Raw genomic sequence first — 25,069 nt, 5'->3', positions numbered from 1 at the left:
TTTTATATAAAACACGCACTCATATAACCGACAACTCTTGACTCGTCTCCGCTTGCATCGGCACTTGTTCTGTAGTCTATGATTTTAGATTTTAAATTTAATTTTTTAGCACTCATAAGCATAGCTTCAACACCGATCATTCCACAAGCCTCGCAACCGCTGTGAAGCTCGTCAATATCTAGATTTTTAACTGCATCAACACATATACTATCCAGAGTATTTGCATCTTTTATATTGTAAAAATGGCTCAAATCTGTACTTATTACAACTCCCCAATCATCATCTGCATATACAAAATCTATAATGTCTGATACTAAACTCGGATCTATACTGCTATAAACCAATTCAATGATCTCTACATCATCAATGTAGTGTCTTAAAAAAGGAAACTGAACCTCTGTTGAGTGTTCCATATGAGCCTGACTTAGACACCCTAGTGAAAACTTTTCTCCTAGTTTTTCAACCATAGATGAATTAGAAGATATATCCCCAAGAGGTGTTTTATAACTATCGTATGTACATAGGGAAATACCGTTAAAAGCGATTCTGTGTGAAGGTCCTATAACTACAAACTTCTTCACTCCGCTTTTTTTCAAAGCTTTGTAAGAAAGACTTGCTGTATAACCTGAATATATATACCCGGCATGGGGAACAATTATAGCTTTTGAACTTGGTATATCATCTAAGAGACTACACAGCTTATTAAAATGCTCCAAGTACTGGTTTATTTCAAATTCATTATCGGGATAAAAAGCTCCGGCTACACTCATATCTCTTTTCATTCAAATACTCCGTCTATTTTATTTTGACATTTTGTACACTCATTATCCTTTATGGACAACACCTTTGTATTGAAATAATCCCTTTGTATTAATGTACTGCCGCACTTATTACAGTAAGTATTAGTATCGACATTTACATTACCTAAATAAATATATTTTATTCCATACTCTTGTGCTATGCTTTTTGCTCTGTCTAAAAGTTCTAATGAAGTAGCAGGAGTATTATTCATCTTATAATCAGGATGAAATGCACTAAAGTGCCAAGGTATATTAAGCCCTAGTTTTTGAGATACAAACTCAGCCATAGCTCTTATCTCTTCATCGCTGTCATTATCACCTGGTATTAAAAGAGTAGTGATCTCAAGCCAGATGTCACTTTTTGCAAACAGCTCTAAAGAATCCAATATGCCGTCTAAATCAGCTTTGAGTTTCTTTTTATAATACTCTTTTGAAAAACTTTTAAGATCTACATTTATTGCATCTACCCAACTGTTCATATCTTCTATAGTCTCAGGTGACTCATAACCGTTTGAGACAAAAACATTTTTCAAACCATGCTCTTTTGCAAGCATACCTATATCTTTTGCATACGGATACCAAATTGTAGGTTCATTATACGTATAGCTTATACTTTTACAGTTATTCTGCAAAGCTAAGCTTACGATATCTTGAGGTGTATACACTACATTCTCATCTATTACAGATGTTTGGGATATGGAGTAGTTCTGACAAAACGGGCACCTGAAGTTACATCCAACAGTACCTAAAGACAAAGAACTTGATGCAGGTAAAAAATGGTAAAGAGGCTTTTTTTCGATTGGATCTATATGAACGGCTGAGGGATGATTGTATGTTTTATTTACGAGTGTCTGATTCTCATTAAAGTTGATTCCGCAGATACCATGAGAGTTTTCTTTTAAAGTACAATAGTGTCTGCATAGTATACAAGTGATCGCATTTTCATTTTTATAACGGAAGTACTGCATCGAAATCTTCCTCTATTGCATCGACCTGATATACGTAAATATCAGGATTATGTTCATAAATAGACGGGTTTGTGCCTGCTTTGTAACTTAGATGTTCTAAAAAACGTTCCTTATCTGGTAGCTGTTCCCAAACTTGAGGTAAGAATGTACCTTGATAAGAGCCGTATTTTAAAATAAGTCCGTCTGTACCTGCATTTATTTTATCTTTTAAGTCATTATAGTCTTTATAGTTTAAAAGTTCTGGCTTGGTCAATACGGATACTTCCAAGTTCAGCTTATCTAGTTCGTCAGTTTTTAAAGGGGAAAATCTAGGATCTGAAAAAGCAGCGGAGTTTGCATTGCTTATAATGTCATCCAAAAGTGTTCTATGTGCTATTATAGAGCCTATACAACCGCGTAAAGCACCATTGTAATTTAGTGTTACAAAAGATGCACCGTCTTTGTTTAAAAATGGATACTCTTTTAGCAATAGATCTTTATCTATGACAAAGCTGTCATCAAATCTACTAAGTATTGCAGTTTTTGCAATTTTTAATAATATAGGATCTAGCATCAATAAACTCCTAAAAGAAGATTATATAACTAATAGCTATAGTATGTCAAATAATTAACAGCTAACTACGTCCCATACTAAATTTTTATATGCCTTCATGATAGGCTTTTGCATATCTTTCATCATAGTAACTCTAAGCTCACCGATTGCATCTTTATAAATAGGATCAGCTTTTATAGGATCCTTTGCACGGGCAAGATCTATGATCTTATGGACACTTAGGTTAAATGGAGTATTTGGCTTATCGTTTATACCATCATACACAGACATGAATAAATTATAGTTGTCATAATCCATCTGACACTCATCATCCAAGATCTTAAGTGCTAAAATCGTAGCATATTGAATCTCTTCTTCAGTGAAGTTATGAGTTTTAGCCCACTCATAAGCTGTTGATTGATCATCCATTAGTTTGCCTCCTTCTTGCTTTTAGCAGAAGTTTTCTTAGCTTTTTTAAGCTCAATTTCACTCTCACCGTTGATGAAGCTTTTTGTAATAACACAACCCTCTACATCTTCTTTTGCAGGAAGTTCATATTGAAGAGGTAACATAATCTTTTCTATGATACCACGAAGACCACGTGCACCAACACCCTTCTCTTCTGCCATTTTTGCTATCTCTTGAAGTGCATCTTCACTGAATTCTAATTCAATTCCGTCTAATTCAAATAGAGCTTGATATTGTTTAGTAATAGCGTTTTTAGGCTCAGTTAATACCTTGATTAGATCATCTAATGATAATTGGTTTAGAGTTGCTACAACAGGGATTCTACCTATGAATTCAGGAATAAGACCAAAGTTAATAAGATCTTTTGATTCTATCTCTTCTCCGATTAATTCTTCCTCTTTGTGAGTAAGGAATCCCATCTTTTTAGGCTGTTTCTTTTTATCGACATTCGCATCTTTTACAAGACCGACAAACGCACCACCACAAATAAATAAAATATGTGTAGTATCAAAAAGTACAGTCTCAGCACCTGAACTTTTTCTACTACCCTTTACAGGTACATATACTTCACCGCCTTCTAAGATTTTTAAAAGACCTTGTTGAACACCCTCACCACTTACGTCTCTACCGCTTGTCGCACTCTCGCTTTTATTAGCGATCTTATCGATCTCATCTATGTAGATAATACCTTTTTGAGCACGCTCAATATCAAAATCAGCAGAAGCTAAAAGACGTGATAAAATAGACTCAACATCTTCACCTACATAACCAGCTTCAGTAAGTGCCGTAGCATCTGCAACTGCGAAAGGTACATCCATAATTTTAGCTAGAGATTTTGCTAAAAGTGTTTTACCAGAACCTGTTGGACCAACAAGTAAAATATTACTCTTCTCGATCTCTACATTGTTAAATACAGGTTTATCGATTCTCTTATAGTGTGAGTACAGAGCAACAGATAAAACTTTCTTAGCTTCCTCTTGACCAATTACATAATTGTCAAGGTGATCTTTTATCTGTGTAGGTATGCTAAGCCCTCTTTGAAACTCAGCACGCTCTTTTTTTAACTCTTCTTTATGAATTATGTCTGAACAAGTACCTATACACTCGTTACAAATATGTGCATTCTCAGCACTGAAAATCTTATCTACTTCTTTAACGCCTTTACCACAAAAATCACAAATTAAATCTTTACTCATTATAAACTCTTTAAAAAGTTATCACACTCATCTTTAACAATTTCAAGATTATGAGTGTCTACAAACTTGTTTTCTTTTTTAGTTAATTCATCTTTATCCGTAACTATTATACCAGTATCTAAACCTAGTGTTATCTCATGTGCCACCATTCTAAAAGTATCGCGTGAGAAATCAACACCCAGGAACATGTAAGACTTGTCTTTTTTATAATCTTTTAAAAATGGAGGAAGTGCATAACCGCCCATCGCTTCTGTTAACCAGTCAACAAAGTCTGCATCACTAATAATGAAGTTCATCTCTGGGATCATACACCCCATTGGTTTGAAAAGTATAGGAAGTGAATCGTTTAACTCTTCTTTGTCTATTCTTGTATATTCTTTTGTAGAAGGATCAAATTTGTAGATTAAAAATCTGTCATAATCAGCTGTAATTCTCGATACACCAGTTATCATGAAATGCTCAACATCTTCATATATTTTACATGAGCTATCATCAACATTAGTATCTATCATATACTTTGGTTTAATATCTTTAAAAAATTCATAAGCGAATGGTATATCGTATTCTTTTGATGCGTAGATGTGGTTTGTCATCTGAATGATGTACTCTCTACCCTTTCTTTGCTCCAAACTCATTGCAGCACGACTATATTCATACATAAGTCTTTCACTCATAGCACGACCGTTATTAAGTGCTAAAATCATCGAATCACTATCATGTGGCAGTGTAGCGCCATCTTTTGAAGTTGTATTTTTAAATACACCCATACCTATAAACGGAACTAAACTTCCGTCTTGTAGTTTCTCTTTTATATTTTCCATAATTCGTCCAATGTATTTATATATTAGAACTTATACACAAAGTGTTCCTTTTATTATATATTTATCACATTTTTGACATTTGAAATTGTTAAGGAAATTTAGTTGGTGGAAAAGTTTAAGAAAAGGTTGAAACGATGCCCTATATTAATGGCATCCAGTTCCTGTGTAGCTAGTATAAGCTTTGTTAAGTTCTACTCTTAGTCTATCTAGATCAAAAGGTTTACTTAGATCATTTGGCATCTCAAGGTAAAAAATAGCACCGTCTTTAGAGATTAAAAACATTGACTTAGTCAGTTTGTCTTCTAATGAACCACTAACTAGTTTTGCACCGTACATATTTCCAAACTCATCTTCTGAATCTAAAACAAGTGTGAATTTTTTAAGTCTATTTTTTAAAACCGTATCTACTTCATAGTCTTTATCAAAAATGAAGTAGCAATTAAGAGGTACTTGTATCTTACTTAAAAGCTCATCCATTAATAATATCTCATCCATAAAACCGTTTTTGTCGTTTGGAAACGATACAAGAAGTGTCATAGATTTATCAGGATGACTTCTTCTAATCTCTAAAGAATCACCCTTTGCATCTGTAACTTCTATATTTTCAGCCATATAGCCTACATCTATAAAATCTTCACAAAGCTCTAATTCTTCGTCATTGTATTTTATACTAGATTCCATATTTTTTTACCTTATATCCTATTTGTCTTTGAGTAATTCCTAAAGACTTAGCAGCTTCAGCTTGATTGCCCCCACTATTTTCTAAAGCATTTACGATAGCTTCTTTTTCCAATTCATCTAGAGTTTTATTCTCTAATGGAATTTGAGTGTATTCATCTTTCAGTTTCTCATTATTAAGTGCTGGTAAAAGAAGCATCATATCACTTGCTGTGATTCCGTCTTCATTACCCATAAGAACTATACGCTCAATCGTATTTTCAAGTTCACGCACATTACCAGGCCATGGATAAGCCATAAGTTTTTGCATAGCTTCATCAGTAATGCTTACTCTTTTTTTATGGTTAAGCATTGAACGTTCTAAAAAGAAGTTAACTAAAAGTTTTATATCTTCACCTCTTTCACGAAGTGGCGGAAGATCTATCGGTATAACATTTAGTCTGTAATATAGATCCTCTCTAAACTCTCCATCTTTTACCATTTGCTCCAAATCTCTGTTTGTCGCAGCAACCAGACGAACATTCACGCGGATAGTTTTAGAACCACCTACACGCTCAAACTCACGCTCTTGTAATACACGTAAAAGTTTAACTTGAGCAGATGCAGAGATGTCCCCTATCTCATCTAGGAAAAGTGTACCGCCATCAGCCAGCTCAAACCTACCTTTTCTAGTCTCTTTAGCATCTGTAAATGCACCTTTTTCATGACCAAAAAGTTCACTCTCTAAAAGTGTATCTGTAATAGCTGCACAGTTTAGTTTGATAAAAGGTTCATCACTTCTTTTACTTCTTTTATGGATAGAAGCTGCAACAAGTTCTTTACCTGTACCTGTTTCACCACGAACAAGAACCGTAACTTCACTTTGAGCTATACGTTCTATAACTTGGTAAACAGTTTGCATTTTTGGGCTATCACCTATAATATCTCCAAAGTTATGCACCTTAGAATCCCATTCCATTTTGTAGTACTGTTTTAATTCTGTAAGCCTTTCTTTTTCTTTCTCAATAGACATATTAGAATTTATATATTGTGCAAATAATGAACTGATAATACTCATTATTCTTACTGTCTCTTCAAAATCTATTTGTGTAGATTTTGTAAGATTTGCACCTATTACACCTATAACTTTATCTTCTGCAATTAGAGGAACTGCTATGTAAGATATAGCATCACTGTTTCTACTTCCAGATTTGTTTAAAAATATAATATCATTATGAATATTTTCGATAACAACAGGTTCCATACTCTTGGCAGCTAAACCAGTAGCACCCTCACCAAGTTTATATTCTGAAATATTTTTTTGATGCTTGCTAAAACCTGTAGATGCACAAATACTTAGATTCTCGTCTTCTAGTTTATAGATGACACAATTACCTAAATTTAGCGCATTTTTTAACGCAGTCAATGATTTCTCTAGAGATTTTTGAATATCTCTAGAATCTGATATTAATGATGCTATATCATATAAAACTAATAATTCTTTGTGTGTTAAACACATATCACATTGTGGATTCATTCTACATATCTTCTTATTTTATTTATATGATGATATTATACTCAAATATATATAAAAAAAAAGCAGATATGTGACTAATTATTAATCAGCTATCTTTTTACAAACAGTTTCTTTAGGTAAATTTTTTGGACCTGGTTCAATCCACCATGTCTCACCATTGCTAAGTTCTACTTCTCCACCCCATTTTTCATCAGTGTTAAACTCTATACTCTCAATAGTCTCTTCCATATCTTTTTTTGCTACATAGAAAGAGATCTCTCCATTATTTTCTCTTAACATTACTTTTGCCATCATTTCTCCTTTAATTTTTGATTAGTTTGATTACTTGGTTTAATAAAGCGCTTTTATTTTCATACCACACTTTGAAAAAACCTTTTTTTGGCTCATTCACTAAGATTGATCTCTCTTTGTCTGCATCAGACTCAAGAAAATCATCTCTTGAATGAGCACCGCGGCTTTCCTCTCTCTCGAGTGCACTCAAGACGACTGCTTCAGCAACCTCAAGTGCATTTTTTAGCTCAAGGATAGATATAAGTTCTACATTATTGTTTCTTCCTTTATCTATACAGTGTAAGCTACCTGCTTGCTTTCTCAAATATTTTATATAATCAAATGCCTTAATTAGAGAGTCATAATCTCTATGTATACCTGCATACTTAAACATAGTTTCCCCCATACTTATACGCATGGAGTTAAAGTTTTTTGTAGTATCTCTGTCAAAAATGTTATCTACAACTTTTTGATCTTTGACTACAATATTGTAATCGATCGGTAAAAAATCTTTATGTTTCGCGAATTCTCTTGCATTTTCACCTGCAAGTTCACCAAATACTGCACCTTCTAGTAATGAGTTACCGCCTAATCTGTTTGCACCGTGTATATTATTAACTGCACATTCTCCACAAACGAACAGACCTTTGATATCTGTTTTTGTCATTAAAGATTCTATACCACCCATAGAGTAATGAGCAACCGGAGTAACTTCAAGTAATTCAGTTGTAACGTCAATCCCTGCTTGATTATAAGCTGCCTTATATAGACTTGGGAGTTTTGTTTCAATATGTTCTTTATCTAAATGTCTAAGATCTAAATATACTTTTTTACCATCATTAATCTCTTTTAAAATAGCGCGTGAGACAATATCTCTTGTAGCAAGTTCATCTACAAAACGCTTTCCGTCACTATTTACTAAGTGTCCGCCTTCACCACGAGCAGCTTCACTGATAAGATAAGAGCTTTTATTCATTCCTGTAGGATGGAACTGAACAAACTCCATATCTTTTAAATTCAACCCTGCTCTTAGAGCGATTGCAAGCATATCACCTGTATAATCTTGTGCATTAGTAGAGTGTCCTCTATATATACCTGCATAACCACCACCGGCAAGTATTACTGCCTTTGCTGGATATACCATAAGTGATGAATCTATTCTTCTTATAGCTACTACACCGCTTATTTGATTATTTAGTTTTGTAATATTCATAACAAAATTGTTTGCTACAAATGTAACACCCATAATTTTTGCTTTTTTAATAAGAGCCTGCATAATAGCTGAACCTGTTTTATCACCCACATAACAAGTTCTCTTAGATATACCACCGCCGAAACTTCTTTGTGCTATCTCACCGTTTTCATCTTTGTCAAACTCAACACCGTAAGATACAAGTTTTTTGATTATATGCGGAGCACGGTTACACATATAAGATACACTTTTTTTGTCACTTAAACCGTAACCGCCTTTAAGTGTATCATCTATATGTTTTTTTATCTCATGAGTGTCATTTTTATCTAAAACAGAATTTATCCCTCCACTGGCAAGTGAAGAGTTTGATTTAAATATATTTCCTTTTGTAACTATAGCTACTTTATTGGAATTGGTCTTAGCTTCTATTGCAGCCATTAAACCTGCAATTCCACCACCGACTACGATTACGTCATAAATCAAAACTTACAGCCTGTACAGTAAGTCATATTTTTCTCTTTTTACTGACTTAACTTTTGAGATCTCACAGTTCTCTTTAATATGAACAGGAACTTTAGAACCAAATAATGAACTAACAATTCCCGGAGTTGAGCGAACAAACTGAAGTGCAAGTTGTATATCACTCTTTAGAGTCATTGAACTATCTAAAACTACACCTGTCTCAGCCGTAAAAGATTTTTTAAACAGGTTCATCTGAAGCAGTGAAGATGAACTTATTACACCAATTCCAAGTTTATACGCAGCATTAATAATAGAACACTCTTGATTATTTACTTTCTGCGTAGGAGTAGTATAAGCGTTTGTTTTACCCATATTAAACGGAAGCTGGATATATTTAAACCTGTGGTTTTCTCCACCAACTTTTTCTGCGATCTCTACAAGTTTTTCTAAACTTATAAGTTCTTCGTTCTCAGCAGTAAAACCGTTCCATACAGCTACACCGTAAGTTTTAAATAAGCCTTCGTCAGCAAGTTTTTCAAACCTTTGAAACACTTTTTCAATTTGTTTATAAAAGTCTTTTTTTCCAAGCTTTAATATTTGCATCTCAGGATTGTGAAGATAGTATATATCTAACGATTCAACTCCAAGATTCTCAAGAGAGCGTCTACAGCTCCACTCTAAATAATCAGGTGTCATACAGTGCTGATCTAGTTCTATCTCATCTTCAGTTGCAAGACCTGCATCTGTTATGTTTTCTTTGATCCATGTATACGGATTTTCAGGGAAAGGGAAATCTAGCTGAATAAATCCGCCTTTAGAACAGATTATAAGCTCTTCACGTTTAACCTCATCACCAAGTTCAACTAAAGCTTCACCTATCTCTTTTTCACTTTGCCCGTATCTATAGTTACTAGCTGTATCTATCAAATTTATTCCACTTCTTATTGCCTGCTTTACAGCTTCAATATAGTGAAATACATAATTTTCCTCTTTATAAGGTTCTTTATTAAAAGTACCAAGACCAAGTTTAGAAAATATCAACCCGTTATGTTGAGTATAAAAATCTTTATAGTTTGAGAATTTTTTAGCAAAATTAAGTGTGTCTTCTTGCGTTGCGAAACTCATTATGCCCTCTTGCTTTCAACTTTTTTAGCATACATAACAACTGTAGCCGCATATGTCAAAAGTGCCAGTGGTAATATAATAGTTTCCATAATCTCTCCAAAAAAATATAATATATAATTCTATAATACATATTACATTCCTTAGAGAAAAAACTGTTTCTTTTTTGTGCAATTTATATATTATTTTTTAAACTGCAAAAATATTTTTTATGCGATAAGTTCCATTTTTGTACCAATATTTGCCATACCGCATATGTAAGGTTTACTTGTTACTATTCCATCTATGCCAGTAGATGCAAACTCTGCAGCATTGTTTATATCTATACCGCCAGATGCCAATATTTTAACATTTGGATAATTTTCTTCTTTGTATTTCACAATAGTTTTTAATAACTCTATCTCTACTTTATCAAGCTGTAAAACATCAACACCATACTTCATCAGCTGCACAGCATCTTCAAAATTGTCAGACTCTACAACTATTTTCTTCTCAGGCACTTTTATTTTAAACTTTTGAATATTCTCGTAGAACTCTTGATTGGTGTTATAAACGATTCTGTGATTATTAAAGAAAACTATAGTCTCACCCAAGTTTAGTCTGTGTGGCATTGCTCCACCGCTCATAATAGACTTTATGCAAAACTTTTTAGCAAGAGGAAATGTTTTTCTTGTAGTTAATAGTTCACAGTGTTTATTTGCACTCTCGATCTCTTTTTTCATACTATGTGTATATGTAGACATTTTACAACTATATTCAAGTAGTACCTGTGCTGATCTCCAAGCTTTATGAACATCGTTATAATCCCCTGAAAAAGTAAGCAAAACATCACCTTTTCCTGCATTTTGCTTTGATGGAATAAAACTATCAACTTTACAGTTCAATAATTCTACAATTCTGCAAGCTTCTTCCATACATGAAACTAATAACTCTTCTCTAGTTATAATTTTTAGTCTTGCTTTTTTATTTTCAATATCTTGTAGATGCGTTGTAAGATCCAAATACGGTACATCCTCTTCAATATATCTTAATAACTCACTATCATTCAATCTATACATTTTTTCTCCATAAATAAGTTTTTATTCTAAATATTATAAATTGAAATTATAGCGACTTTACATCCCAAGATATTAATGCCCAATCCATATATTCATCAGTTTTTTTAAATTTATAAGTTGTATTATAATATTTTTTTAAAACTTCTTTCTCATCGTTGGATAGTTCGCCCAAACTCCAAGCGACTTTTTCTACAAACTCATCATCTCTTGAACTTGAAAACTTTGTGTTTTCACTTTTAATAAAATCAACTTTTGCATATATCCCCATACTATGTAATACATTTACAAGATATATATAATCAGGCCTTGGATAGATCTCTCTGCTTAGTTGGTTTAAGATCTTGTTATCTATAAAACTTCCTCCGACTTTCGTAGTCAGGTATACTCTTTTATTTGCCTTTGAGTTTAATTTCATCAGTGCATCTTTAATATCTTTTACCTCCATTGAACGTGAAGCTACGACAATGTCGGCATTTGGAACCTCATCCCAATCATCATACCAGGACTTATTTATTGTTGAGATATTATCTATCTTTTTTTCTTCACAATTTTTCTCAACACAATCAAGCATACCGGATGAATAATCAAGAGCATAAACATTTGAGAGTTTATCGGCTATAGCCAGTGATATAGTACCTGGACCACACCCTACGTCTAAAAGTGAATCAGCATCACTCGTATCTATTTTATCAATGAAAGTTTTTGTATATATGCTATTGTGAACATTATTGTTCATGCTGTTTGCACGTTTATCCCAATCTTCACTGTTTTTACCTTTAAACGTAGAAACGTCCATCTGCTGCGAATATAAACTTGCAAAACCTAAACTGTCCAAGTTTGTTTGTATCAATCCCATTATTAATCCTTTTATTATTTTTATTTTTTAATTGCAAAAAAAAGCGGATATTCTTTAAATCCATCTAGTCTATGCGTTAAAATAAGTGTTTGAACCTCTTTAGAAGTCAAAAATTCAAGTAGCTTTTTAGCTTTTTCAAATTTTTGTTTTGTTGTTTTTGTTTTTTCAACAATACACGCAAGATACGGTCTTTTAAGATTTTCATCTTCACTGTAATATCCTGTAATCATTGGATGATGATGCTTTTTCATTAAAAACGGAATAACACCAAAAAGTGTATATCCGCCTTTGTCTGCCACCTCTTTTAAGAACCCTCTTTTTGTTTTTAAAAAAGTTATATCCGGATTAAAGTTATATTGTTCTTTTAATCCGTGAAGAACTTCAATTGTCCCTCCGCTTGGAGGGATTAAAAAAGGAGTTTTAGTTCTTGAAATTTTTTCTAATGCTACTCTAAGAGAGTCTCTTAAAGTTATATCGGCTGGGTTATTTTTCACTCCTACTAACATCTGCGAGTTTCTCATCCATGGAGTAAGTTGTTCAAACAATCCGTCTGCCACCAGATTACTGATAGTATCACTAGAGTGCATTGTTATAAAATCAACTTGCTTTTTTCTCACAAAGCTGTTAAGCTGTTTTTTGTTACCGCTTATAACCAGTTCGGTTTCAATACCGTAACGCTCTTCAAAAGCATTGGCAACTTTCTCCCACATACCGCTTATTACAACGCCGCCTATAACTGCAACGCGAATAGGCTCCTCTTTTGCATATATAGATGCCGTGCAAATTAATATAAGCAGTAGTTTTAACAAAGCTGTTTTCATTAGAATTTATACTCTAAAGAAGCAAAAAATTCACGTCCTGCCATAGGATACGCATAATCGTAGCGAACTAGTTTATCAGACAAGTTCTTCACGCCAATCTCTGCCGCAAACTCCTCTAAAGGGTTATATATAACTTTCAGATCATATGTTGTAAAAGTAGGGTTGATGACAAATGTAGCATCCATTTTATTCTCGTACGCACCTTTTCTTACTTTCATATTTGCATATACAGCAAAACCTGCACCTACTTCTTGACGCGCATATGCAAAAAGTTGGTGCTTTGGTACATCTACTATCTTCGCACCAGTATTTTTAGTATCTTTTATATTAATGTAGCTGTAGTTTCCACCTACATCAGTTCCATCAAAACTATACTCTACGTCAAGCTCTATACCACGATGATCAAACGTACCGACATTTTGGTTCTGGCTTAACGATGTATTTTGATCCCAAGGGTTGTTTTGAATCGCATCTTTTACCCTTGTATAATAAACATTTACACCTGTTGAGAGAGAGTCTTTAACTCTTGTATACCCAAGTTCGTAGTGTGTAGCTATCTCATTTTTCAAGTTAACGTTCGGTACGGCAGTTCCAAGTTTACGAGAGTATCTGTCTTTCATAGACGGCATATAGGTCTTACGAGATATACTCCCACGTACTTTAGAGTTAGAGTCCAGTGCATAGATAAGTGCAGCCTGCGGACTCAAAGCATCTTCAGATGTAAGGTTTAGCATATCAAGGTTTGCATCATTTGTGTCAAATATCTCCTGCCCTTTACGTCTATCGTAGTTGATCCCAGCTAATAGTTGTAAACTTGAGGAAATAGTATAGATATCTTCTATACCTACAGAGACAGTATAATCTTTATATCTCTCAGTAAGTGTCTCACCTGAATCATCTTTTTCAATATCATATCCGCGGTGTACATCTTTTTTATAGTTAGCTGCCACTTTTAAAAAGTTGCTGCCAAACTCAGTAGCGTATTCTAAACGGGCACCGTAACTGTAATCGTCATAGCGGCTTTTCCATGCCCATTTTTGAGTAAATGATCTGAATGTATCATCATCATAACTATATAAAGAGTTTTCGCTTTTATCATAATAAGCAAGTGCTTTTATATAGCTTGCTCCAAAATTCTTTTGTCCCGTAATAGATATAGTCTCTTTATTCCAATACGGCCAATCCCAGTTTTTACTTTTAGCAAAATCGGTATCTGTTACAGGAGGTTGTTGTTTTTTACCTTTTTGATTAGCATAGTTTACAGCTACTTCACTCATATCATCAGCTACATATCCGGCTTTAAGGCTTACTTTTTTATCTTCACTCTCTGAACGAAGTCTCTCGCCCTCAGGCTGTGTATCTACCGCTTGAAAATCATCACTCATACGAAAGTGATTTTGTTTTGAATATGAAGCGCCCAGTTGTGCATAAAAACCGTCTAACATAGTTCCAACGTTTAACGTCTCAATATGGCGGGCCATTTGAGTATTACTATCTAAAACCATAGTTGCTTTGATATTTCCCTCTAACTCTTTAGTTGGCTTTTTAGAAACGATATTTACAACCCCACCCATCGTATTTCCGCCGTATGCTACAGACGAGTAACCTTTTGATATATCTATCTTAGCTACATCGCTAGTTAAAAAACGGACATAATCAAAATTACCGTCATACGGTACGTAGATTGGAATACCGTCAATAAATACACCTATACGTTTTGCATCAAAACCTCTAATATACAAAGTACCTTCACCGCGTCCGCCTTGAACATCCTGGTTAATACCACTTATGTTATCAAGTGCTTCTGAAACGATCAAAGAGCTGTCCCTAGAAATAGTGTCTGAAGATATGCTCTCTTCTATCATATTGATATCATCTGCCGTATTAGCACCAACACTAACCTGCCCTAATGTGTAACTTCCTTCTGCTAAAGCAAATGTTGCCGCCGCGGATAAAACTAGTAAACTTTTTTTCATCTATTAATCCTTTATATTTGGTTTGATTTTTTGGCTAAATGTCTTTAGCATTCCTCTTGTCTGCATAGCATTAGACGATGATACTTTTAAAACTAAATGAAGGTTTTTTATTTTCTTATTTATATTTTTTATCTGCTCTATACACTCCTTTTCATTGCCTAAAATTGCATTATCTAAAAAATTTTTACCATCAAAAAAGCTAAACCTTTGTTTTAAAAGAGCCTCATAATTCTCTTTCTTAAAAGTAGGTTGCATCTGACGTGATTTAACTGCACGCATACATTTAATAAAATGGTCTGTCTCAGGTAAAGCTTTGTTATAGGCACGTTCATAATTTTCTTCTATACAAAACACTCTCATTAAAACGATCTGGGGTTCATAACCTGCTATATGTTTATAAATCTTCTGAGCATCTTCACACTGCTTAATAGTAGCCCCTTGTGAAAACATCAGGCCGTATCCATTTTTTGCGGCAAACTCAATCGTCTCAACAGTAGAGAAAGTCGCAATATAAAAAGGAACTTTTGCTTGCAGAGGTTTTGGCTCTAATAGCCAGTTGTTACAAAGTGTTTGATCAATATTTTGTACATTCTCAAACATCTCCTGACGTAAGTTTTGCGGGCTTTTGTCAAAAGACTCTACATCGTAAGCAAAACCGCCTTTGGCAAAACCTGCATCTATCCGTCCAAAAGATAAATTATCAAGCGTAGCTATCTCTTCAGACAAGCGCGTATTGTGATAAAAAGGTGCTAAAAATGCAGCACTCCCGATACGTATATGCTTTGTGCGCGCTGCAAGAGCGGCCATCATAAGTGTCGGACTCGGTATTACACTAAAAGCATTAAAATGATGTTCTGCAAACCATACTTCATCAAAACCCAACTGCTCTGCATAAACTCCAAGTTCTATGTCGTTTGCTATGCTTAGATGTGCTGAATTACTATAGTTCTCCGTCAATAAAAAAATACCTACCTTCATGCGCTTACAAATCCTGATTTAATCTCATGCCAATGGTGACGTTTAATCTCATCCATATTTGTACGACGGTTGATCATACGTATTGACAACGGCTCAATCCAGTTCCAAAACTCCTCTAAGTGTTCTTCAGGAAAAGATATCTCTTTGAGTGTTTTTTTATACATCGCCAGCCAAATCTCTCTATCGCTTTCATCAATGGGGATCTTAAAATGGCGCATTCTTAGATGCGGTTCTCCGTGAGCAGATGTAAAAACATCATCGCCTCCAAGTGCTTCGACAAAAAAGTCTGCACTTTTATCTATAGCCATCTTCAATGCTTCTTCATTAGCAGGGAAAAGCTTCCCGACCTTTGTATTTAGTAAAAGCTGGTGGTGATGATCTACCATCTCGCGAATTTTCACCTCCCCAAGTGCTTTGTAGATCTTGTTTGAGGGAAAAGGTACAGGCGGGTATATAATATCTATCATCGAATTAACCACACGTACATCCTCCCCTCCAAAACGGAATTTATTCGGCTGTTTTTGCATCTGGTTTACTTGCGTAAATGAGTTTATTTTTCCATTTTGACAACTGTTGTTTTGTCTATTGTTTTGCATTTTTTATCCTTATTTAACTATATGAACCCAAAAGCCACTTTCATCATTAATAATATTGGAATAGCTGCTATTTAATCCATTTAAAATAGACGGCATTATCTCCTGATGCTTGCGGGCTTTATCTTTAAACGGGCTGCGCCACTCTTTATTGCGCTCATTCATAGTACGAACTATCTCTTCACGCAGCTCTTCATTTCCAAAGCCGCCGCCAATATATGCATGCCCTCCTTTTTTCAAAACACGAAACAGCTCTTTGTATGCCATTTCCAAATCACTCCAAAACGGAACAGAACCGCGACTGACAATAAGATCAACACTATTGTCATTTAGTGCCAAGTCATGAATATCACCCACTATAAACTCACTTCGCTCGATCAGATTTTCATCATGGGCATAACTTATAGATAGATCTATCATCTCAGGTGATTGATCAAAAAAAGTAATATTCATGTTTGAAAGTTTTGCTACAGCGCGTCCAAGGGCACCTGTACCGCATCCTACATCTAAGCACATGCCATCTTTTTTTTGTGTTTTTGAGAGTATCTGCTCCGCTATAACTGGATAGATCGGTGCAAAAACCTCACGAACTATTGAATCAAAACCTTTAGGATCACTCCCTCCCGGATATCTCTTTTTTGCCTGCATCTCTCTCTCCTTTTAAAATGAGAAGCTCAACTCACAACCTAATGTACGCCCTCTGTCATAGTAATACCCTGTCGTGTATTTTGTAGCGTATTGATCGTGTGTTATGTTTCTTCCGTAAATCTTTGCTGTAGCTATGTATTTATCAAGCTTAAAGTCTTTGGCTATGTTTGCATCTATACGAGTATAGTCGCCTAGATCTGCATTAGATAAGCCCATCGGGCTTTTTGAACTTGTATACGCACTTGCATTTTTTCCTGAGATATTAAAACGGTAGTCATTATATGTATGAGTGATAAGTACCGTAAAAGTATTTTTAGGAATGATCACGCCAACCTCATCACTTACGTTTGCATAATCCTGAGTCTCTTTGGAAAGTATTCTCGTCCATGAAAATTTATAGCTTGTTGAGTCTGCTACTTTCCCTTTTACACTCATCTCTAAACCTTTGGTTCTAGAATCAACTTGGCTGTAATAATAATATTCTTCAGCACCGATAAAATAAGTATTTGAGGTAGCTCTTTTCTCATTTTCGACATCTGTGTCAAAGTAAGTGATTAGTGAATTAAAATACGGAGCAAATTTTGAATCTAAACTAAGTTCATAACGTTTTTGCTTCTCCGAATCTAAAGGGCTGCTGTCTTGTGTTTGCATTGTGAAATCACCGGATATACCTTGATCACCGTAAAAATAACGCGCACTCAAACTATGTGAATCAACAATATCGAAAACACCGCCTATAGTAAAAATAGATGCAGGTGCTAAATCTACACCGTTATTTGCATTTAGCTTAGCAAGTGCAGGCGATTTTGCAGCTGTTGAATCCTCTATTGTTTTTTGATCCCATCTATAACCTGCATCTAATACAAGATCACCGCCTAATAATGTCTGTTCAACAGATGCAGAAGCTCCTTTAATAGTAGTGTCGTATTTTATATACGGGTTAAAAAGGTCTGAACCTGAACCTTGTGCATCAACATATTGCCCTCCTATTTGAAGTTTAGTATTTCCAAAGCGTGCATTATGGCGCAGGCTGTAGTTTTTAGTTTTTTCCTCATAATCACGTGTAGAAAGTACACTTGGATCTAAAAAGTCTTCATTATGCTCATTTTGCTCATACTCTGTTTGTGCGAAAGAAAAAAGAGTCACATGATTTTCATTCCAAACCATGCTTCCATCAAGAGAAAAAATATTTGTTTTCAGTGGTTCGTAATACCATTTTGCACTATGAAGACTATCATCGTGTGTAACACCGCGCTGCATCTCAAAACGCCCCTTATCTTTATACGCCATAAAGTTAAGTGAGAAAGCTCCGTTACTTATTCCTCCGTTAAGCATACCTGATTCACCGTCACTCCCGTCAAACCATGAATCTTTACTTTTTCTATCAAAGCGTGAAAGCATCGCACCTATATAACCGTTCCAAGAGTTAGCATCCCCAAAACGTGTACCAGCATAGAGATTCTGCCCGTTAGCACTCGGCTGACTTACTGCCTTTTCATAAAATGCGCTTAAAATTCCTTCTGTCTTTTTCGGCTGTTTTGTGCGGATTATCACATACCCTATATTTACTCCTGAGCCGCTGTTTGAAGCTCCGACATTAATCGATGGTGCTATTGATAAGGATGTAGCACTTTTAACAACCTGTATCTCCTCTATAGCTACCATTGGCAACTTGTAAAGTATACGACTCACAGATGGAGGAAGTATCGCACCGTCTACAATATAAGTTATATTTGAACTTCCTCTCATACTTAATGTAAAAGGGCTGCGGCGACCATGATATGTTAAATCCAGTCCTGTTACTTTATTTAAAAGGTCAAAAACATCTTTTGCTTTTTGCGCTTCGATCTCCTCTTTAGTTATGATCTCAGTATTGGCATGTGTACTTTTTTCAACTTTATATATGTTTGTCGGACTATCTAAAGAGATATCATCACGCTGATATACTCCGGTATCATTTACGTTTACAACATCTAAAGTTTGGCTCTGTGCCATAACTTCACTACTAACTATCAAAAGACTCAATAATGAGCTTAACTTTATATTTTTATTCATCTATTTTCCTTTTTATAAATTTTTAAAAAAGACTTTTTCAAATCTTTTCTGTTCTGATACAAACGATACATCCAAAATCTCCGGATAAAAGTTGTGTATAAGCCATCTTATCCCCATTAGCCTCATAAATGACGGAGGTCTTGTAATGTAGTTAAATGGTGTGGATGGGACAAGATAAACCTTCCCTTTACGAACTGAACGGAGATACTTAAAGTGTTTGTTTTGGTTGATCTTTTTTACAAAAAAAGGCTCCATCGCTACAATTACGTCAGGATCAGCCATCACAATACTCTCTATGGAGATTTTCTCCATTCCGTAGTTTGAACTCATGTCACAATCAAGTGCATTTTCAGCCCAGCTGTAGCTAAATGGCTCAAGGTGGAACGAACCCTTACACTCGCTAAAAAGCCCGTCTACACCTTGTGCAAAGTAGTAACGCACTGGTTTTTGTTTTGCCAACTTCTCTTGAAGCGAATCTATAAGAGAGAGTGTCTCTTGTGTGTAATCAACAAGCTCTTTTGCTCTTTTTGTGTTACCGGTAAGCTCGCCGTAAAGATTAAACTGGCTTACAAGATCTTTTATAGAGTCGTTACGTATCATTAGTACCGGAATACCTAGCTTTTCCAACTTTTTTAAAATCTTGTCTGCACCACTCATGCGTCCCCACATAATGATCACGTCCGGTTTTGATTTTGCAAGCACCTCAAAGTTAGGTCTCTGTCCCTGTCCAAAAAAACCGCCTGCTACGGGTTTATCATATGCAGTGCCAACATAAGGCTTCTGGTTTTCCTTCCACGGCATATTAAGTGCTGCTATCAACTCAGGATCAAAAGCTAAAAGGCTCATGCTCAGAGGCGGTGAGGATGCATAGATTTTAGTTACCTTTTCAGGCAATTCTACTTTTCTACCGTAGTCATCTGTTACAACTCTGGCTTCCATACTTAAACCAAGCAGTAAAAACCATAAAATAATAATTCTCATCTTAACTCCTTTGTTATATACTCAACTATATAACGATATGTAAAAATTTTTTGCTACCTAAAAATAGGTACACACCTTTTATGTGTATCGTGTGTGATAATCTCAGCTTTTATCCCGTACACGTCTTCGATCATCTCGCTGTGGATCACATCTTCAGGTGCCCCGTTTGCTATGATCACACCGCCGTCCATTACAACTACACGGCTTGAGATCAGCAGTGCATGATCCGGATAATGCGTAGTTTTTAAAAATGTGTATCCATCACGAGCGAGTGAATCTATCAACTCTAAAAGACGTATCTGATTACCGTAATCCAGCCCGTTAACAGGTTCATCCATAAAAAACACATTCACCTCTTGTGCAATGGCACGTGCAAGAAGGACAAGTTGCTTTTGCCCACCGCTGAGTTGTCCGAACGCTCTGTCTTGAAGTTCCAATATACCTGCACGCTCCAGTGCGTCTTTTGCAATCTTATAATCATTTTTTGAAGGTGATGCAAAAAAACCAAGCTTTGATATACGCCCCATTACAACCATTTCAAGTACGGAATAGTTAAACGGGACATTATGGTATTGCGGAATATAAGCAATATGCTCTGCTATCTGTTTATGGGAGTAATCTTTTAAAGAGACACCGTTTAAACTTATTACATCATCTGCATCTAATAGTTTAAGCATCAAACGGATCAGTGTACTTTTACCGCAACCGTTTGGTCCTAAAAGGGAAACTACTTCACCTTTATACAAATCAAAATTAATGCCTCTTAGTACCTTGTTGTTTTTATATCCAAAATGAAGTTCATTCACTTCTAATACAGGTTTTAGTTCCATGCTGCCCTCGCGTTTTTAAGTACAATAATAAATATTGGTATCCCGATAAGAGAAGTAAGAATTCCAATTGGGATCTCAACACTGAGTGCGAGCCTTGAGATAGCATCAGCAGCAAGTAAAAATGCCCCGCCTATAATTGCGCTTAAAGGGATCAGCAGTCTGTGTGCAGGGCCTATTGCCATACGGATTATATGTGGAATAATAAGCCCTACCCAACCGATAATTCCTGCCATCACCACTGCAAGCGAACTTGCAAGTGTAGCTAAGATAATTGCAACGATTCGAACCAGTTTAACATTCACACCAAGTGCTTTTGCCTCTTCATCACCAAGACTTAAAAGATCAAAATATTTACTCATAAAGATCATTCCTGCAATACTTAGCAGTATTGGAATAGCTACCAGTAAAACCTCATTTATCTGAGCCATTGATAGTGAACCCATTAACCAGTAAACAATTGCCGGTAAAGTGCTATATGGATCTGCTACATACTTTACAATAGAGAGTAAAGATGTAAATAAAGAACCGCTAATTACACCGCCAAGAACAAGCATAACTGTTGATCTTGAAGATGTAACCATAGAGCCGACAAATACCGCAAAACCAACTGCAATAAAACCAAACACAAAAGCCATAATCTGTACTATAAACCAGTTCTCGCTGATCAGCATTCCACACGCTGCTCCAAAAGATGCACCTGCAAGCACACCTAAAATACCCGGAGATACAAGCGGATTTACAAACATAGCCTGAAATACCGCACCGCTGGTTGCAAGTGCAGCACCTATAAGGATTGCCAAGAGTATTCTCGGCAGGCGGATCTCGGCAATAATATTGTGAATCAATTCAATATTATAAGATTCATCTACAGGTATTGAGAAAAGTATATTTTTAATATATGCATAAAACACTTCAAAACTTATAGGGTACTGTCCCCATAACAAAGAAAACAGTGCCAAAAAAGTTAAAAGTATTATGCCTATGATTAAAAATCGCGTCTCTTTTGATAACAACATAAATATTAATACCTTAGATTCGCGCTAAAAAACACCATTCTAGGTGCACCTGTTTGATATGTACTAGATGTAGTAGATGCGGCTAAAACATTATCAGGCGTGTTGATCGTTGCAATGTATTCTTCATCGCTTATGTTTGTCGCACTAAGACGAAACATTGTGTTTTTTGAGCCCAGAAAACCTTTGGCTTTATATGATACATCTAGATCGACTACTGTAAAAGCATCCACTTTTTGTGTGTTTTCTACATCACCGTAACGGCTTGACGTATAGCGCACACTAGGTGTAAACGTCCATTTATCAAGATAATACGAAAGTGCCCCTTTTGCCATCACTTTAGGTGCATCAGGCAGTTGGTTGCCTTTTATATTACTTGTCGTCGTGGCACTTGTTGTAAAGTCCTGATCAAAAGAATAGCTGTTGTATGATAGTCCCATCATAAATTCCAAGTCTTCACGAAGAGCGCCGTAAGCTGAGAATTCTGCACCGTAACCTACAGCATCACCCAGATTTGCAGGATAACTTACATCTAAAGCAGTGTCATAAACATTTGCTTGTTTGTTACTTACAAAAGATACAAAAAGACTTGGTTGCAGAGTAACTGCACCAACAGTTGTTTTGTAACCAAGATCAATATTATCAGATGTTTCAAGTTCAAGGTCGTTCCAAAGTTGTTGCAGCGTTATACCTTTGCCTTTAAAGTTAGCATAGTTACTTGTATATGTAGGGTAAAGATTTACATCAAAACCGTATGAACGTGAGTAATCAAGATATACTGAACTTAGATCATCAAGTTTATATGCCGCATAAAGTGAAGGAAGCCATGTTTTAAATGTTTTTGCATCTACACTACCCCATGTATCTAGTGTGGATGTAGCGATTGCCGTATCATAATCCAAACTCGTGTTTGCATCTGTTAGATAGTTTTTAATTGAGCTTAATTTAAAGTTTTGATACTGCACACCTACAGAATAGATAAAGTTGTTTATATCACCGCTGATCTCAACAAAAGGAGACTGCAGTACGTGATGATCAACATCCGCTAAAGATGCATATTTTTTAAAGAACAGATCACCAGTAGCATTTACACCGTAAAAACGTCTGTCAGTCGGTGGGCCGGGAGGAAGCTGTTTATGATACCAATACCCTATTTTACTTTTAAGTGCTTGGCTGAAACTATGCTCATACGCAGCTACAGCACCGTAAAGGTCATGATCCATCTGCCAGTTTACTACACCTTGTTTTGCAGGTGTTGCATCAAATTTGGAAAAGAAAATCTCCCCTTCGTCCTGCTTATAGTAAGGCTTAAAAGTGATAGTATCATCAGATGTAGGCTTATAAAGTATATCTGCAAAAATATTTGTAGTTATAAAGTCCTGTCTGTTCCAGTCGTAATAGTCAACATCGTTTGCAGTTGTAGGTTTTACAGTGCCGAAATCTTTGTCAAAATAAACACCCAGGTTTTGAGTCTGGGCATAACTTAAAGAGTCGTAATTATGGTGTTCGTCACTGTTGCGAATTGCATAAAGTTCTGCTTTAAAACTGCTGTTTGGCTCATAAGTTAAACCAAGCATACCGTTAACTCTTTGAAGATCACCATCACCTTTATACTTATCATTTGAAATCACAGAGATAGATCCAAAAGCTGAAAAATCACCGAATTTACCTGTATCAAAACGTAAAAATGTTCTTTTAAAATCTTCCGAACCAAATGACTGCGAAATAGTCGCCCCTGCTTCTTTTTTAGCAGAAAGTACATTTAGATCAACTTTTCCTATTAAACTCGAAAAACCTAAATTTTTATCAACAGGCAAATAACCCTTTAGCAGATCAATTGATGCTATGTTTTCCATATCAACCATATGTTTACCGCCGCCTGGATTAGAAGATAGCGGCATACTATTGATCATATATACGCCTCCGGGACCTGATTGGCTTTTACCGCGTATACGGATAGGATCGTGAAATGAAGGTTCGTTTGAACCTATAGTATCAACAGGTGTAAAGTTTACAGACGGTGAGAATGCTATAACAGTATACGGGTTCATATTAGCATGAGTTGATAATTTAGCAATACTCTTAGATGTAAAGCGCTCTTTATTTTCAGCCTTTGATAGATTTGAATCGGCCATAAAAAGAGACTCATCTTCATAAGCAGTGGTATCTACTACGATTTTTTCTACACTGATAGGGTTTGCCATCAATGTAGCGGTTGCCACTAGTGACAAAATTATTGTTTTTCTTTTCATATTATTTTCCTTGTAAAATTTGATTAATATCTTTATTGCTTAGCTCTACATCTAAAAAGAGCTTATAAAACTTCCTTGTCTGTTCTTTTAAATCTCCTTTATAAAATTTAGGATAAAACTTCTCTACCAGCCACTCTATACCGATAATGCGCATAAACGACGGTGGTCTGTCTAACCAGTGAAAAGGTGTGTTTGGCACTAAATAAACCTTTTTGTTTTTTACCACACGTAAATGTTTCCATAAGTCATTTGAGTTTATTTTGTTGTAAACCATCCTATTTTGTACAATGATCACTTCCGGGTCATAACCTAAGAGTGTCTCAAATGTAATGCGTTCTAACCCTCTTAAGTTACTTTGTGTACATTTGTGTACGTTTTCACCGCCGGCAAAATTAAGTGCTTCAACATGAAACGACTTGTCACACTCTGTCGCAAGCCCGTCAACACCCTCAGCATAGTAGTATTTAACAGGTTTTAGAGTTTTAACCGTATTTTTTATATACTCCATACGCTCCTTTGTATAACTGCTTAAAATCTCGCCTCTTTCTTTCTCACCGATAGCTTCGGAGGCTTTTAAAATTGAGTCGGCCATAGACTCTATTTTTCTAAACTCTAAAGAGATACTTGGAATCTTTGTCCTGTTGATAGCCTCTGTAACTTTGCTATTTAAATAATCATCTTTCCAGATTAAAATAAGTTCAGGCGAATACTTTATAATTGTCTCAACGTTCATACCCTGCCCTGAACCGTGAAAAGAACCTATAACAGGCAGCTCTAAAAAACTTTGTTTTAAAAACTTCTCGTCTGCATTATTGTTAAGATTTTTTGCACTAAAGTTTAAACCCACCATCTTCTCAGGATTAATGGCATATAGTAGATAGTTCATCGGCGGTGAAGAACCAAATACCTTCTTTGGTATAACCGTATCCGTCTGTGCTTGTAGCACCACTGTAAAAATTAATATTGATATCATTCGTAACATC

General features: G+C 35.5%; 24 protein-coding genes. All 24 read right to left on the bottom strand.

From position 1 onward, the window contains the following. Positions 1-2 precede the first annotated feature (2 nt). On the bottom strand, positions 3-782 hold the full coding sequence (gene amrB, locus ABZA65_RS09650; RefSeq protein ID WP_373073084.1) for an AmmeMemoRadiSam system protein B: 780 nt from the start codon (positions 780-782) through the stop codon (positions 3-5). Continuing rightward, the gene (gene amrS / locus ABZA65_RS09645) at positions 779-1,768 is read right to left on the bottom strand and encodes an AmmeMemoRadiSam system radical SAM enzyme (RefSeq protein ID WP_373073082.1); all 990 of its coding nucleotides are present in this window, start codon (positions 1,766-1,768) and stop codon (positions 779-781) included. Before amrS ends, amrB begins: the two co-directional genes overlap by 4 nt. Beyond that, entirely contained in the window at positions 1,749-2,321 is a 573-nt protein-coding gene (gene amrA, locus ABZA65_RS09640) for an AmmeMemoRadiSam system protein A (protein ID WP_373073080.1), read from the bottom strand. The genes amrS and amrA overlap by 20 nt, the downstream gene beginning before the upstream one ends. A gap of 54 nt (positions 2,322-2,375) precedes the next feature. After that, entirely contained in the window at positions 2,376-2,729 is a 354-nt protein-coding gene (locus ABZA65_RS09635) for a hypothetical protein (protein ID WP_373073078.1), read from the bottom strand. Beyond that, entirely contained in the window at positions 2,729-3,964 is a 1,236-nt protein-coding gene (gene clpX, locus ABZA65_RS09630; protein ID WP_373073076.1) for an ATP-dependent Clp protease ATP-binding subunit ClpX, read from the bottom strand. Before clpX ends, ABZA65_RS09635 begins: the two co-directional genes overlap by 1 nt. After that, positions 3,964-4,785, bottom strand: coding sequence for an SIR2 family protein (locus ABZA65_RS09625; RefSeq protein WP_373073074.1), 822 nt, complete (start codon positions 4,783-4,785; stop codon positions 3,964-3,966). Before ABZA65_RS09625 ends, clpX begins: the two co-directional genes overlap by 1 nt. Positions 4,786-4,929: 144 nt before the next feature. Then, a complete protein-coding gene (locus ABZA65_RS09620) occupies positions 4,930-5,466 on the bottom strand; it encodes a hypothetical protein (protein WP_373073072.1) in 537 nt (178 codons plus the stop codon). After that, positions 5,456-6,979, bottom strand: coding sequence for a sigma 54-interacting transcriptional regulator (locus ABZA65_RS09615; RefSeq protein WP_373073070.1), 1,524 nt, complete (start codon positions 6,977-6,979; stop codon positions 5,456-5,458). The genes ABZA65_RS09620 and ABZA65_RS09615 overlap by 11 nt, the downstream gene beginning before the upstream one ends. 81 nt (positions 6,980-7,060) lie before the next feature. Then, the gene (gene nifT, locus ABZA65_RS09610; RefSeq protein WP_373073068.1) at positions 7,061-7,270 is read right to left on the bottom strand and encodes a putative nitrogen fixation protein NifT; all 210 of its coding nucleotides are present in this window, start codon (positions 7,268-7,270) and stop codon (positions 7,061-7,063) included. A gap of 10 nt (positions 7,271-7,280) precedes the next feature. Beyond that, positions 7,281-8,924 carry an L-aspartate oxidase gene (locus ABZA65_RS09605; protein ID WP_373073066.1) on the bottom strand — a complete coding sequence of 548 codons (1,644 nt, stop codon included), beginning with the start codon at positions 8,922-8,924 and terminating at the stop codon, positions 7,281-7,283. Positions 8,925-8,927: 3 nt separating this feature from the next. Further along, entirely contained in the window at positions 8,928-10,028 is a 1,101-nt protein-coding gene (locus ABZA65_RS09600) for an aldo/keto reductase (protein ID WP_373073064.1), read from the bottom strand. 206 nt (positions 10,029-10,234) lie between these two features. Then, the gene (gene modD, locus ABZA65_RS09595) at positions 10,235-11,083 is read right to left on the bottom strand and encodes a ModD protein (protein WP_373073062.1); all 849 of its coding nucleotides are present in this window, start codon (positions 11,081-11,083) and stop codon (positions 10,235-10,237) included. 46 nt (positions 11,084-11,129) lie between these two features. Then, positions 11,130-11,939, bottom strand: coding sequence for a class I SAM-dependent methyltransferase (locus ABZA65_RS09590; protein ID WP_373073060.1), 810 nt, complete (start codon positions 11,937-11,939; stop codon positions 11,130-11,132). Positions 11,940-11,959: 20 nt separating this feature from the next. Further along, a complete protein-coding gene (locus tag ABZA65_RS09585; RefSeq protein WP_373073058.1) occupies positions 11,960-12,760 on the bottom strand; it encodes a substrate-binding domain-containing protein in 801 nt (266 codons plus the stop codon). Continuing rightward, positions 12,760-14,736 carry a TonB-dependent receptor plug domain-containing protein gene (locus ABZA65_RS09580; protein ID WP_373073056.1) on the bottom strand — a complete coding sequence of 659 codons (1,977 nt, stop codon included), beginning with the start codon at positions 14,734-14,736 and terminating at the stop codon, positions 12,760-12,762. The genes ABZA65_RS09585 and ABZA65_RS09580 overlap by 1 nt, the downstream gene beginning before the upstream one ends. 3 nt (positions 14,737-14,739) lie before the next feature. Beyond that, complete coding sequence (locus ABZA65_RS09575; protein WP_373073054.1) at positions 14,740-15,714, bottom strand: LLM class flavin-dependent oxidoreductase; 975 nt, start codon at positions 15,712-15,714, stop codon at positions 14,740-14,742. After that, the gene (locus ABZA65_RS09570; protein WP_373073052.1) at positions 15,711-16,310 is read right to left on the bottom strand and encodes a globin; all 600 of its coding nucleotides are present in this window, start codon (positions 16,308-16,310) and stop codon (positions 15,711-15,713) included. The genes ABZA65_RS09575 and ABZA65_RS09570 overlap by 4 nt, the downstream gene beginning before the upstream one ends. A gap of 9 nt (positions 16,311-16,319) precedes the next feature. Beyond that, positions 16,320-16,955 (bottom strand): class I SAM-dependent methyltransferase, encoded by a 636-nt coding sequence (locus ABZA65_RS09565; RefSeq protein ID WP_373073051.1) that lies wholly within the window; start codon positions 16,953-16,955, stop codon positions 16,320-16,322. 12 nt (positions 16,956-16,967) lie between these two features. Further along, positions 16,968-19,010, bottom strand: coding sequence for a TonB-dependent receptor plug domain-containing protein (locus ABZA65_RS09560; protein WP_373073049.1), 2,043 nt, complete (start codon positions 19,008-19,010; stop codon positions 16,968-16,970). 12 nt (positions 19,011-19,022) lie between these two features. Beyond that, the gene (locus tag ABZA65_RS09555; RefSeq protein WP_373073047.1) at positions 19,023-19,991 is read right to left on the bottom strand and encodes an ABC transporter substrate-binding protein; all 969 of its coding nucleotides are present in this window, start codon (positions 19,989-19,991) and stop codon (positions 19,023-19,025) included. Between the two features lie 53 nt (positions 19,992-20,044). Beyond that, positions 20,045-20,821: an ABC transporter ATP-binding protein gene (locus tag ABZA65_RS09550; protein ID WP_373073045.1), complete on the bottom strand. Its 777-nt coding sequence runs from the start codon at positions 20,819-20,821 to the stop codon at positions 20,045-20,047. Continuing rightward, a complete protein-coding gene (locus ABZA65_RS09545) occupies positions 20,812-21,837 on the bottom strand; it encodes a FecCD family ABC transporter permease (protein ID WP_373073043.1) in 1,026 nt (341 codons plus the stop codon). The genes ABZA65_RS09550 and ABZA65_RS09545 overlap by 10 nt, the downstream gene beginning before the upstream one ends. A 5-nt stretch (positions 21,838-21,842) precedes the next feature. After that, positions 21,843-24,086, bottom strand: a complete 2,244-nt coding sequence (locus tag ABZA65_RS09540) for a TonB-dependent receptor (RefSeq protein WP_373073041.1) — start codon at positions 24,084-24,086, stop codon at positions 21,843-21,845. 1 nt (position 24,087) lies between these two features. Further along, positions 24,088-25,068 (bottom strand): ABC transporter substrate-binding protein, encoded by a 981-nt coding sequence (locus tag ABZA65_RS09535; protein WP_373073039.1) that lies wholly within the window; start codon positions 25,066-25,068, stop codon positions 24,088-24,090. Between the last annotated feature and the right edge of the window lies 1 nt (position 25,069).

The organism is Sulfurimonas sp., from assembly GCF_041583195.1.
Taxonomy (GTDB): domain Bacteria; phylum Campylobacterota; class Campylobacteria; order Campylobacterales; family Sulfurimonadaceae; genus Sulfurimonas.
This window is presented reverse-complemented; position numbering and strand designations above follow the sequence as displayed.